At 66.8% G+C, this 12411-nt stretch carries 13 protein-coding genes; 10 read left to right on the forward strand and 3 right to left on the reverse strand.

What is annotated here, in order from left to right:
* Positions 1 to 27: 27 nt before the first annotated feature.
* Positions 28 to 1317 (forward strand): hypothetical protein, encoded by a 1290-nt coding sequence (locus JY96_RS13200; protein ID WP_035038065.1) that lies wholly within the window; start codon positions 28 to 30, stop codon positions 1315 to 1317.
* Positions 1318 to 1373: 56 nt separating this feature from the next.
* Here JY96_RS13200 and JY96_RS23995 read toward each other — a convergent pair whose 3' ends face one another.
* Complete coding sequence (locus JY96_RS23995) at positions 1374 to 2948, reverse strand: D-alanyl-D-alanine carboxypeptidase/D-alanyl-D-alanine-endopeptidase (protein WP_035042693.1); 1575 nt, start codon at positions 2946 to 2948, stop codon at positions 1374 to 1376.
* 33 nt (positions 2949 to 2981) lie between these two features.
* Here JY96_RS23995 and tsaB point away from each other — a divergent pair, with 33 nt between their 5' ends.
* Genes tsaB through JY96_RS13220 form a run of 3 tightly spaced genes read left to right on the forward strand, consistent with a single transcriptional unit; the run spans position 2982 to position 5197 of the window.
* The gene (gene tsaB, locus JY96_RS13210) at positions 2982 to 3755 is read left to right on the forward strand and encodes a tRNA (adenosine(37)-N6)-threonylcarbamoyltransferase complex dimerization subunit type 1 TsaB (protein WP_035038068.1); all 774 of its coding nucleotides are present in this window, start codon (positions 2982 to 2984) and stop codon (positions 3753 to 3755) included.
* A gap of 25 nt (positions 3756 to 3780) precedes the next feature.
* Positions 3781 to 4287 carry a ribosomal protein S18-alanine N-acetyltransferase gene (rimI, locus tag JY96_RS13215; RefSeq protein WP_052162486.1) on the forward strand — a complete coding sequence of 169 codons (507 nt, stop codon included), beginning with the start codon at positions 3781 to 3783 and terminating at the stop codon, positions 4285 to 4287.
* On the forward strand, positions 4274 to 5197 hold the full coding sequence (locus JY96_RS13220; protein WP_035038071.1) for a uracil-DNA glycosylase family protein: 924 nt from the start codon (positions 4274 to 4276) through the stop codon (positions 5195 to 5197). Before rimI ends, JY96_RS13220 begins: the two co-directional genes overlap by 14 nt.
* A 66-nt stretch (positions 5198 to 5263) precedes the next feature.
* On the opposite strand, the gene JY96_RS13225 is transcribed toward JY96_RS13220, so the two are convergent.
* Both JY96_RS13225 and hemB read right to left on the reverse strand, forming a co-directional pair.
* Positions 5264 to 6418 carry a magnesium transporter CorA family protein gene (locus JY96_RS13225; protein WP_369796199.1) on the reverse strand — a complete coding sequence of 385 codons (1155 nt, stop codon included), beginning with the start codon at positions 6416 to 6418 and terminating at the stop codon, positions 5264 to 5266.
* A gap of 214 nt (positions 6419 to 6632) precedes the next feature.
* A complete protein-coding gene (hemB, locus tag JY96_RS13230) occupies positions 6633 to 7646 on the reverse strand; it encodes a porphobilinogen synthase (RefSeq protein WP_035038076.1) in 1014 nt (337 codons plus the stop codon).
* 289 nt (positions 7647 to 7935) lie between these two features.
* Between hemB and JY96_RS13235 the strand changes: the two genes are divergently transcribed.
* From JY96_RS13235 to JY96_RS13260, 6 genes are all read left to right on the forward strand, one after another.
* Positions 7936 to 8382 (forward strand): CopD family protein, encoded by a 447-nt coding sequence (locus tag JY96_RS13235; RefSeq protein WP_035038078.1) that lies wholly within the window; start codon positions 7936 to 7938, stop codon positions 8380 to 8382.
* Positions 8383 to 8397: 15 nt separating this feature from the next.
* Positions 8398 to 9546: a VanZ family protein gene (locus JY96_RS13240; RefSeq protein WP_052162487.1), complete on the forward strand. Its 1149-nt coding sequence runs from the start codon at positions 8398 to 8400 to the stop codon at positions 9544 to 9546.
* A gap of 17 nt (positions 9547 to 9563) precedes the next feature.
* Complete coding sequence (locus tag JY96_RS13245) at positions 9564 to 9890, forward strand: ferredoxin (RefSeq protein ID WP_035038080.1); 327 nt, start codon at positions 9564 to 9566, stop codon at positions 9888 to 9890.
* A gap of 24 nt (positions 9891 to 9914) precedes the next feature.
* Entirely contained in the window at positions 9915 to 10586 is a 672-nt protein-coding gene (locus tag JY96_RS13250; protein ID WP_035038081.1) for an alpha/beta hydrolase, read from the forward strand.
* A gap of 307 nt (positions 10587 to 10893) precedes the next feature.
* Positions 10894 to 12003, forward strand: coding sequence for a D-alanyl-D-alanine carboxypeptidase family protein (locus JY96_RS13255; protein WP_052162948.1), 1110 nt, complete (start codon positions 10894 to 10896; stop codon positions 12001 to 12003).
* 39 nt (positions 12004 to 12042) lie between these two features.
* On the forward strand, positions 12043 to 12345 hold the full coding sequence (locus tag JY96_RS13260) for a YbeD family protein (protein WP_035038083.1): 303 nt from the start codon (positions 12043 to 12045) through the stop codon (positions 12343 to 12345).
* Positions 12346 to 12411: the final 66 nt, after the last annotated feature.

The following is a 12411-nucleotide window of genomic DNA, read 5'->3' on the forward strand; positions in this document are numbered from 1 at the left end:
CTGACCCGACCGTTTGACGGAGATTTCATGTTTCGTTTCCCTGCCTCTGTGATGCCCGTGTCGCTGCGCCTGCTTGGCGCCGCGGCCGTGGTCTGTTCCGCCATGAACCTGGTGGGGTGTGGTGGCGGGAGTCGGGCGAAGGATTACCAGCCAGATCGCATTGTGGTGTTCGGGGATGAAAACAGTGCGTTCACGACCGCGACAGTGAACACGGATACCTCCTACACCATCCACGGCCTGGTCTACACGGTCAACTCGACGCCCGTGTTGCCAGGAACCGTTTATTTCTGCGGCAACCAGACCGCGACGACGGTGTGTGACGCCTCCTCCACAACAGACCTGTTTACCAGCGTAACGAACTTTGTTGCGACCGACACCAACTCCCCTCAGGGCACGGCCTATCGCCTGACCCACGCGGATCCGGTCGACTTCAACCTGCTGACCATGATTGCCGTGGGCACGGGCTCCAACACCGTGTCGGGAACGACGACCGATGGCCTTCCGATGAAGCGCAGCCTGGATGTTGTCTATGACTGCTCCGCTTCTGCAACTTGGATGCAAACCCTCGCTCACGCGTTTGGCAAGGGCTTCCAGGCCGATTGCACCAAGGACCTCGCCGGTGCGGTCACCCACGCAACCTATGGCGCCTACGTGGCTGATATTCAGACGCAGATCAATGCCAGTCTGAACGCTTCCGAGTTGGGGGATGGGACACTGGTGGCCATCTGGGCAGGCCACAACGACATCATCCAAGTTTATGAGAGCGGCACTTACGGCACGATCGACGCGAAGGTGCTGGAGATCAGGAACCGCGCCCAGCTGTTGGCCAACATGGTCATCCAAGTCATGAACACGGGAGCCAAGGTGGTCGTGATCGGCGCGGCCGACCTCGGTTACTCGCCCTACGGCAAGGATAAGAAGGCCGCGATCACGGGCACCCCGGCCTGCGACAGCGGCGTGTCGACCTGCAACGGCGACTTGCAACGCATGGCCAAGGAGTTCAATGACGCGCTGTTGCTGACCGGCTTGAGGGACTATGTCTACCAGGGGCGCAAGGTCGCCTTCATTGACCCGCGTGAGACGACGGATTTCTTGGCAACCAACTCCTCGTACGTCAACGACCGCGTCTGCGATGCCTCCAAGATGGTCCAGCCTGACGGCACCAAAAACAGCGCCGTGCAGTTCTGCAACGCCTTGGGTTTCGTTACCAATGGCAGCACCGCCACCTACCTCTGGGCTGACGACACCCATCCGGCCTGGGTCTTGCACAGCAATATCGGCGTGTCGGCCTACAACCGGGCTGCCAACCAGTTCTGACCCTCACGCCATCACGCGCCCGAACGGCCCCTCAGGCATGCCTGACGGGCCGTTTCTCATTGGTCCTTCATCGCCCACTCCAGCAGCGCCGCCAGTGCCGGCCGCGCCGCATCGGCCTGCGGGTGGTTGACCACGCCCACCACCACCCAGCGCCGGCCTGAGTCGCCTTCCACATATCCGGCCAGCGCGGCCACGCCATCCAGCGAGCCGGTCTTGATGTGGGCCCGGCCGCTCACGTTCTGCAGCTTGCGGGCCGTGCCGTCCAGGCCGGTGATGGGCAGCGAGGCGATGAACTCGGGCATGGTCGGACTGGCCCACATGGCTTGCAGCCAGCGGCCCAGGCAGCGTGCGTTGCTGCGCGCCAGCCGTGACAGGCCGGAGCCGTTGTCCAGCACCAGGGCCTCGCCTTCGCACGCCGAGCGCCCGCTGCCGTCTGGTGTGGCCTGGCGCACCACCTGGCTGACCACCGCACGCGCCTTGTCCAGCGTGGCCGGGCCTGATGCGGGCCCTGACGCGGGCCCTGGCGTGGCCCCGGATGCCGGCACCTCGGCCGAACTGGCCCCCGCGCTCGCCGCAGGCAGATGGGGCAGGGCCATGCTCAACAAGAGCTGCCGCGCCATCACGTTGTTGCTGAACTTGTTGATGTCGCGCACCTGCTGGCCCAGGGGGGCAGAGGCCCAGCTTTGCCACACGGTGGCGTCTGCCGGCCAGTCACCCGCCTTGATGTCGCCGCTCAGCTTGCCCCCCAGCTGGCGCCAGGTGGCATGCAGCAGGCGCGCCGCGTAGTCACCCGGACCTTCGCCTTGCCACAGCACCGGCCAGTCCCTGGCGCCACAGGCAGCGGGGTAGGGCCCTTGCACCGACAGCACCCAGGGGCGGAGGCCATGCTGCGTCCAGCCGCTGGCCGGGCGCATGTCCAGGTTCATGGCTTCACGCCAATCACCGCAAACACCCGTGGCCTTGAGCTGGATGCGGGCCTGCAGGCGGACCTCATCGAGCGCCGGCTCCATGCTCACCCGCACCTGCCCGGGCCGGGCCGCATCAGGCATGACATGCAGGATCACCGACTGGTGGTTGAGCAGCAGGGCATCGGGCCCCGCGTTGTACGGCTTGAAGCCCTGGCCATCGAAGGCCGCCGGGTCGTGCGCCGGCACCTCAAACGCCCCCCGATCGATGAGCAGATCCCCCTTGATGTCCTTGAGCCCGGCGCCACGCCAGCGCGCCATCATCAGCTGCACGTTTTCCAGCACCAGGCCCGGGTCGCCGCTGCCGCGCAGGACCAGCGGCCCATCCAGCTTGCCATTGGGCTTGAGCGGGCCACCGAGGGCCACGTCCGTGCGCCACACATAGGCGGGCCCCAGCGTGCTCAGGGCTGCACCGGTTGTGAACAGCTTCATGACTGACGCCATCTGCCGCACGGTCTGCGCCTGGTGGGCCAGGCGGGCCGGGCCAACATCCACCGGCAGCACCAGCAGCGACACGGCTTCAGCGGGCACGCCGGCGGTCTGCAGCGCCGAGGCGATGGCCGGTGGCAAGGTGGAGGCCGGTTCGGCTGCCCAGGCGCCCTGGTGGAGCTGAGGCAAAACGGTGGCGACGGTGGCGAACAGCGCGAGCAGGGGGAGTCGGGTCATGCCGGTGATCATAGAAGCCCTACACTCCCGCTCATGTCTTCGTCTGCTTCCGTCGCGCCCGTGTTGGTGGCGCTTGACACCGCCACCGACCGCATCCACGCCGCGCTGAGCGTGGGCACCACGGTGCACGCGCTGGATCTGCCCGGCGGCGCCCAGGCTTCCGCCAGCTTGCTGCCCGCATTGCAAGGCCTGTTGGGCCAGGCGGGTCAAACCTGGGCCGATGTGGACGCCATCGCGTTCGGGCGCGGCCCGGGCGCTTTCACCGGGCTGCGTACGGCCTGCTCCGTCACCCAGGGCCTGGCCCTGGCGCTGGGCTGCCCCGTGATCGCGCTCGACACCCTGATGGCCGTGGCCGAACACGCCCGCCAGGCCGCACCGGCCACGCTTGCGGCGGGCGACGTGGTCTGGGTGCTGCAGGACGCCCGCATGGACGAACTCTACGTGGGCGCCTTCCGCTGGGACGGGACGCAATGGCAGATCGAACAGACGGCGCAACTGTGGTCGCTGGACGAGCCCTTGCACCGCTGGGCGCCCGAAGGCGCCATCCAGGCCGGCGTGCGCTGGGCAGGCAACGCCTTGCGCGCCTACCCCGACAAGCTGGCGGCGTTGCACCCCGCGCAATGGCTGGCCCATGGCGAGCCGGCCTTGCCGGCAGGGGTTGCGCTGGCCGAACTGGCCCAACGCGCCTGGCAGCATGGCGACAAGCTGGATGCCGCCCTGGCGCTGCCGCTGTATGTGCGTGACAAAGTGGCCCAGACGACCGCCGAGCGCCAGGCGGCGAAAGCGGCGCCCGCAGTTGGGGCATGATGCGGCCTTCGCATTGACTCCTGACATGACGATCTTGCAGACCCGCTACGTTGACCGCCCCATGACCGAGGCCGACATCCCGGCCGTGATGGCCATGGAGCACGAGGCCTGCCTGCACCCGGTCCATGCCTGGAGCGACGACAACTACCGTTCGTCCATGCGCGCCGCTTACTGGGCGCGCGTGCGCTGCGAGGCCGACACCGGCCGCGTGGTGGCCGTGTGCGTGGCCATGGATGGCGTCGATGAGGTCCACCTGCTCAACATCGCCGTGGCGCGTGACCTGCATGGCCGGGGCATCGCGCGCGATTTCCTTTCGGTGCTGTACGAGCGCTGCCGTCAGCGCCGGGCCGCCTTGCTCTGGCTGGAGGTGCGCCCCAGCAACGAGCCGGCCCTGGCCCTGTACCGACGCGAGGGTTTCGTCGAGGTGGGGGTGCGCAAGAACTACTACCCCGCGGCCCTGGGCCGTGAAGACGCGCTCGTCATGAAGCGTGACATCGACCTGATCAACGGGGCGCGCCATGAGCTGGACTGAACGCCAGCGCGCCATGCTGCGCGAAATGGGCATCCCGCCGTTCTGGCCCGTCCCGGTCGAGCCTGCTGAGGCGCTGCCGGCGCAGGCTGCCGCGCCTCAGTCCGCCGATCTGGATCAGCCCATGCGTCGAGTCGCCGCGGTGGCCGAAGAGGCGATTCAGCGTGCCGCAGGTACGGCTGCACCAGCCGATACGGCCGCGCCGTTTGCCCAGGCGGGTGGGCAGTCAAGTGGGTCATCGAGTGCCCGCCCTGCTGGCCGGCCGCCCGCCGCCCCCGCCCGTTCACCCAGCGCCCAGCCCATCGAGGTGCCGCTCGGCCCCCGCCCTGTAGGCGTCGAGACGATGAGTTGGCCCGCCTTGCGCGAAGCCGTCGCGTCCTGCCAGGCCTGCAGCCTGTGCCAGAGCCGCACCCAGCCCGTGTTCGGTGTCGGCAACGAGCAGGCGCAGTGGATGATCGTGGGCGAAGCCCCCGGCGAGCAGGAAGACAAACAAGGCGAGCCCTTCGTAGGCCGGGCCGGGCAACTGCTCGATCGCATGCTCGCCGCGCTGGACCTGACCCGCGCCGAGGCCGAGTCCACCCGCCAGGTCTTCATCGCCAACGTGCTCAAGTGCCGCCCGCCGGCCAACCGCAACCCGCAGCCGCAGGAGGTTGCGCAGTGCGAGCCCTATCTGCTGCGCCAGATCGCGCTGGTCCAGCCCAAGGTGATCCTGGCCATGGGGCGCTTTGCCGTGCAGTCCCTGCTCAAGTCGGCCGAGCCCATCGGCAAGCTGCGTGGCCGGGTGCACGAGGTGGCCGGTGTGCCGGTCATCGTGACCTACCACCCTGCCTATCTGCTGCGCAGCCCGGCTGACAAGGCCCTGGCCTGGGATGACCTGTGCCTGGCGCGCGAGGTCATGCGCAGCCGGGGTTGATCGTCAAGATCAGGCGCCTGGATCAGACAGACTCCTGGATCAGCCCCTTCAGATCAGCGTGCCAGATCAGTCACCCAGGTAGCGCTGGCGGCGGAACCACCACACCAGGCCGATCCCCACCAGCACCATCAGGCCGCAGGCGATCCAGAAGCCGACCTTGGCGTGGATCAGGGGCAGGGCGTCGAAGTTCATGCCGAAGACGCCGGTGATCAGGTTCAGCGGCAGGAACACGGCCGTCAGCACGGTCAGCGTGCGCATGATGTCGTTGGTGCGGCTGCCCTGGGCTGAGAAGTGCATCTGCACGGCGCTTTCGGCGGAGCTTTCCAGCCGGCGCACATGGCCCAGCACGCGCTCGATGTGCTCTTGCACGTCCTTGGAGCGCACCCGCAGCAGCTCGCGTTCGCGCGAGGCCTGTGCCTCGGTCGGGATGGGCCATTCTTCCAGCGCGTCGATCCATTCCTGCACGGCGCTGCGCTGGTCCTCGCAGGTGTCTTCCAGCATGTGCAGGGTATTGCGCGAATCCAGCAGGGCCTGCCAGTTGGTGAACTGGTTGCGGTTGCTCAGCAGCTCTTGCTGCAGGTAGCCGAACTGCTTGGTCAGCAGGCGGCGCAAGTCCAGGTAGCTGTCCACCATGTGGTTGACGATGCGCAGCATCAGGTCGGCCGGGTTGGGTGGCAGGCGCGAGGTGCTGCCGCGGCCCTCGTGGCGCGGCACCTGGGCGTGGTCCAGCCCGTGGTCGTGCACGGGCGGCAGCACGTTGTCGTCGGTCTGGGCGTCGGCCTGGCCTGAGCTGGCTTGCGCAACTTCGCTGGCATAGCTGGGGCCTTGCGCCAGCACGCTCACGTCCTGCGCATCCTGGCGCGGCGGGTGCGGGATCATCTGGCTCAGGCGCGCCTCGAAGAAGTCGCGCACCGAGCAATCGGCCGGGTGCACGGTCAGCAAGACGCGGTCGAACAGGGCAAAACCCACGGGGCTGGTGTCGATGGCCGCCATGGCCTGGCGCGCACTCGACGCGGTGCCGCGCTCCTCATCCAGGAACAGGCGCTCGGTGCCGTGGCCGGCGGCCAGGCGGCGAAACACCAGCAAGTCGTACCACGAGGTGTAGTCGTACTGCGAAGGCAGTTGCGGGTTGAGCAGATCGGAGATGTGCAGGTCCACCAGCGTGCCGCCTGCCAGGCGATGCAGGTGCTGCTGCACCTGGGGCAGTTGCACCTCGAACACGCGCCGGCTGGTCGTCACCCACAAGAAGCCGTGGGCCGGCAGGGCCTTGGGCCAGTCCGTCAGTTCGGTGAAGTTGTCATTGATCAGGAAAAAACGCACTACCGGCTCCCGGGTCTCCACCCGAGAGCTTATGCGATTTGAGCAGGCGCACCAGCAGGCATCGGCCTGCCCGTCTGCGCTTGTGCCTGGATCAGCCGCGCACTCAGTTGCGCACTCAGCCGCGCAGTTTCTCGGCCGCGTCCAGCGCGAAGTAGGTCAGCACGCCATCGGCGCCAGCGCGCTTGAAGGCCAGCAGCGCCTCCATCATGGTGGCGTCGTGGTCCAGCCAGCCGTTCTGGGCGGCGGCCTTGATCATGGCGTACTCGCCGCTGACCTGGTAGGCGAAGGTCGGCACCTTGAACTCGTCCTTCACGCGGCGCACGATGTCCAGGTAGGGCATGCCGGGTTTGACCATCACCATGTCGGCACCCTCGGCGATGTCCATGGCCACTTCGCGCAGGGCCTCGTCGCTGTTGGCCGGGTCCATCTGGTAGACCTTCTTGTTGCTCTTGCCCAGGTTGGCCGCCGAGCCCACGGCATCGCGGAAGGGGCCATAGAAAGCGCTGGCGTACTTGGCGCTGTAGGCCATGATGCGGGTGTGGATCAGGCCCTGCGACTCGAAGGCGTTGCGGATGGCGCCGATGCGGCCGTCCATCATGTCGCTGGGGGCGACGATGTCCACGCCGGCTTCGGCCTGCACCAGGGCCTGGCGCGTCAGCACGGCCACGGTCTCGTCGTTGAGGATGTAGCCGTTGTTTTTGGGATCTGGATCCAGCAGGCCGTCCTGGCCGTGGCTGGTGAAGGGGTCCAGCGCCACATCGGTCATCACGCCCAGCTCGGGGAAGCGCTGCTTCAACTCGCGCACGGTGCGGGGCACCAGGCCTTCGGGGTTGAGGGCTTCCTGGCCGTCCGGCGTCTTCAGGCTGGCGTCGATCACGGGGAACAGGGCCAGCACGGGCACACCCAGTTCAACGCAGCGCTCGGCCGCGGCGAACAACGGGCCACGCCCCAAACGGGCTACCCCGGGCATCGAGGAGACGGCCTGTGTGCCGTCGTCCTGGTCCAACACGAACACGGGGTAGATCAGATCGGCAGATGTTAGTGCGTGCTCTCTTACGAGGCGACGCGTGAACTCATCCTTGCGCAGGCGACGTGGGCGGTGCTGGGGGAAATGCTGCGAAAAGTTCATTTTGGTCGGACGTTAAAAATCTGTGAAGGAATGCAAAGCGCGCAAAAAAACACGTCCGAAAAGGGTTTTTCCGGACATGGCCTGGAGACATGCCACCCGATCCCATCTATAATTGTTCCTGAATGATACGCCGCAAGGCCTTCATTCCCTGCTTTTCCTCCCTGAGCAGGTGCCTTACCGTGATGACAGCGTTAAGGCTTGAAAGCCCCGGCTCGCGCCGGGGCTCTTTTTTTTCTACCGTGGCATTTGGTAACCCGAGGCCGTGCAGGCAGCTGTTCATAATCCCACCATGAGCAACGCCTATCTCTGGGTCAAGGCCCTGCACATCATCTTCGTGGCCAGCTGGTTTGCCGGCTTGTTCTACCTGCCTCGCCTGTTTGTCAACCTGGCCATGGTGCCGTCTGACAGCCATGCCGAGCGCGAGCGCCTGCTGCTCATGGCCCGCAAGCTCTACCGCTTCAGCAGCCTGCTGATGGTGCCGGCGCTGACCTTCGGTCTCGTGCTGTGGCTTTACTTTGGCATGGGCAAGGGCGGCGGGCAAATCTGGCTGCACCTCAAGTTGATCCTGGTCATAGGGGTGGTGGGCTATCACCACGTTTGTCGCCGGATCCTGCGCGATTTCGAGTCGCTGGCCAACCGCCGCAGCCACCGCTGGTTCCGCGTGTTCAATGAGGTGTCGGTGCTGCTGTTTGCCACGATCGTGTGCCTGGTGGTGCTCAAGCCGGTCATCTCCTGACGCGGGTGTCGGCCCATGTCCGTGCACCGCAGTTCCGCATGGCCTTTGACCTGGGTGGCGGCCGCCCTGATCGTGTACGCCTCGCTGTTCCCCTGGAGCGGCTGGCGCTGGCCCGAGAGCCAGGTCTTCCACTGGGTCTTGCCCAAGCTGGGTTTCGAGGTGGCCAACGACCTGGTGGCCAACATCCTGGGCTATCTGCCTTTTGGTTTGATCATGGGCATTGCCCACCTGCGCAGCGGCAGGGGGCCTCTGGCGGCGGCCCTGCTCACGGTGCTGGCTGGCTCGGCCATGTCCTACCTGGTCGAGCTGATCCAGTACACCTTGCCGTCGCGCGTGCCCTCCATCACCGACTGGATGCTCAACACCCTGGGCATGGCCTGGGGCGCGCTGGCGGCCCTGACCCTCAGTGCGCTGGGCCTGGTCGACCTCTGGCACCGCCTGCGCGAGCGCTGGTTCATTCCGCAGGCCGGGCATGGGCTGGCGCTCTTGTCGATGTGGCCACTGGGCTTGCTGTATCCCACGCCCTGGCCGCTGGGGCAGGGGCAGTTGTTGCCGCGTGTGCGCATCACCCTCATGGAGTGGACGCAGGACACGCCCTTGCAGGAATGGATCCTGCCCGCTGACCCGCTGACCATGTGGGCCTCGTTCCACTCGGCCGTGGTGTCCTCCAGCTGGCTGCCGGTGGTGGAAACGTTGACCACGACCACCGGCTTGCTGGTGCCGATGTGCGTGGCCTGTGCCGTGGCGCGGCCGCGTTCGCTGCGGCTGGCGCTGATGTCGGTGCTGGTGCTGCTGGGCATCGGGGTGACGTCCTTGTCGGCCGGGCTCAATTTCGGGCCGACCCACGCCTTCAGCTGGTTGACGCTGCCCTCTGCCATCGGGATGCTGCTGGGCGCCCTGGGGGGTGCGGTGCTGGTCGGTCGCTCGCGCACCACCTGTGCCGTGCTGGGCGTGCTGATGGTGCTGTCCTTGATCGGGCTCATCCACCTGGCCCCGATGGACCCTTACTATGCGCAAACGCTGCAGGCTTGGGAAAACGGGCGCTTCATCCGCTTCCACGGGCTGTCGCGCTGGATGGGGATCTTGTGGCCCTACGTGGCCCTGGTCTGGTTGATCGGGCGCCTGGCAGGCCGAGAAACCCATCACCCCGATGCCGTCGAGTGAACACCTAAAATGCTGCCATGAGCTATTACCAGCGCCACATCTTCTTCTGCCTGAACCAGCGCATCAATGGCGAGGCCTCCTGCGGCGACCACGCGGCCAAGGACGGTTTTGATCATTGCAAGCAGCGCATTGCCGAGGCCGGTGCCAACGGGCCGGGCAAGGTGCGTGTCAACAAGGCCGGTTGCCTGGACCGCTGTGCCGGCGGCCCCGTGGCCGTGGTCTACCCCGAAGGCACCTGGTACACCTTTGTGGACAAGACCGACATCGACGAGATCGTCGACCGTCATCTGCTCAAGGGTGAAGTGGTCGAGCGCCTGGTGTTGCCACCGGACGTGGGTCGCTGAGCCACCGCGGTCAAGCCCAAAACCATGCTTGGACGCCCCGCCTCCAGCACCATCGACGGGCCCGCCGGCCTGATCGAGGTGGTGGTTGAAGACCCTCAAAGCCCGCCTATCGGCCTGGCCGTGATCGCCCACCCGCACCCCTTGATGGGCGGCACCATGGACAACAAGGTGGTCCACACCCTGGTGCGTGCTTTTGTGCTGGCGGGCTGGCGGGCCGTGCGCTTCAACTTCCGCGGGGTTGGCCAGTCCGAATCCAGCTGGGACGAAGGGCGTGGCGAGACCGTGGACATGATGGCCGTGCTGGGGCATTTCCAGGCTGATCCCGCCATGCGTGGCCTGCCTGTGGCACTGGCCGGCTTCTCGTTTGGCGGTTATGTGGCCGCGCAGGTCTACGCCCGGCTGGCCCAGGCCGCGGCCAACCAGCCGGCCATTGAGGTGCCCGCGCAACTCGTGCTGGTCAGCCCGGCCGTGTCACGCTTCGAGGTGCCGCAGGTGCCGGTGCACACCCTGGTGGTGGAGGGCGAGCAGGACGACGTCGTGCCGCTGGCCAGCATCCTGGAATGGGCGCGCCCTCAAGCGGTGCCCGTCACGGTGATCCCGGGAACGGGGCACTTCTTCCATGGGCAGCTGTCGCGGCTGCGCGAGGTGGTGCTGCGGCACCTGCAGGCGGCCTCGGTGGCGGCCAGCGGGGGCTGAGTGCCTGGCCCTGGTTTGCCTGCCTGATCCACCCGCCCGCGTCTGCGCATCTTTTGCTTTCAGCTTCTCATCGCGTGTCAATACGCTGTGTGTTGACCCTCATCCCCGTTTTTGCAGGCCTTGTATTTCCGGCCAATGGACCCCATATCGACGCATGCCCATCACCATCCCTTCCATGCCCCGCGCCCTGATGCTGGCTCTGACGCTGACCGCGCTGACCGCATCGGCATCCGCCAGCACCTCGCCGGCCAAAGCCCCCGTGCCCGCGCCGCAGGTGCCCGTCGTGTCGGCGCCTGTGGCGTCCGGCATGTTCTCGCAGCCTGCCGTGGCCATGCCCCTGCCGCCCGAGATCGCCGCGCGCGCCTTCATCCTGCAGGACATGGGCTCGCGCCAGACCCTGGCCGCGCGCAATGCCGACACGCCCGTCGAGCCCGCCTCGCTGACCAAGCTGATGAGCGCCTATCTGGTGTTCCAGGCCCTGCAAAACGGCAAGCTGAGCCCCACCAAGGAGCTGACCATTTCGGACCGCGCCTGGCGCACCGGCATGAACGGCGTCTCGCGCTCGTTCATGGAGGTCAACAACCGCGTCAAGGTTGACGACCTGATCAAGGGCATGGTGGTGCAAAACGGCAATGACGCCACCGTGGCGCTGGCCGAAGGCGTGGCCGGCTCGGTCGAGGCCTTTGTCGAGATGATGAACCGCCAGGCCCAGGTGTTTGGCCTGAAGGCCACCCACTTCGCCAACCCCGAGGGCCTGAGCACCCGGGGGCATGTCAGCACCGCGCGCGAGCTGTCCATCATCGCCGCGCGCCTGCTCACCGATTACCCCCAGGCGCTGGCCTATTTCAGCCTCAAGGAGTTCAGCTACAACGGCTACCGCCAGCTCAGCCGCAACCTGCTGCTGCACCGCGACCCGACTGTGGACGGGCTGATGACCGGCTACACCGATGCGGCCGGCTACGGCCTGGTTGCCACCGCACACCGCACGGCGCAGGGCAGCGAGCGGCGCCTGATCAGTGTGGTGCTGGGCGCCGTTTCGCCTGAAACCCGGGCCAACGAGAGCCAGAAACTGCTCAACTGGGGCTACAGTGCGTTTGACGTGGTCAAGCTGTTCGATGCCAACCAGAGTGTGGCCACGGCCCGGGTCTGGAAGGGCCAGTCCGGCACGGTGCGGCTGGGGGCCACGCAGCCCGTGCTGGTGGTGGTGCCGCGCGGCCAGGGTCGCACCGTGCAGACCAGCTTGACGCGAAATGACCCCTTGACGGCGCCCCTGACCCGCGGGCAAACGGTGGGCACCTTGACGATCACCCTGGGCAACCAGCCCTGGCAGACGCTGCCGCTGCAGGCCCTGGAGGCCGTGCCCAGCGCAGGCTGGCTGGGCCGCATGTGGGATGCCGTTCGCCTGGGCATCCAGTAAGTTGTTTCGCACCGGTTTTTGTAGAAGAAGGAGGCCGACATGAGTCAGCCAGATCACACCCCCGCCAACCCGTACATCCCGCCCGAGCAGTCGCTGATCGAGTACCCGAGCGCCTTCCCGATCAAGGTGATGGGCGCGCACCAGGAAACCTTCGTGGAGGCCGTGGTGGCCATCGTGCTCGAACACGACCCGGGTTTTGACGCCTGCACCATCGAGCGCCGCCCCAGCAGCAGCGGCAACTACCTGGGCTTGACCATCACCGTCACGGCCACCAGCCGCACGCAACTGGACAACATCTACCGCGGATTGACCGCCCACCCCCTGGTCAAGTACGTGCTGTAAGCCCCCGGCGCGGGCTGTCACGCCCGCGGCATACAATCGATCGGTTTTGGCCGGCGCGCCTGTCAC

It is taken from the genome of Aquabacterium sp. NJ1, assembly GCF_000768065.1.
In the GTDB taxonomy this organism is placed as follows: Bacteria; Pseudomonadota; Gammaproteobacteria; order Burkholderiales; family Burkholderiaceae_C; genus Aquabacterium.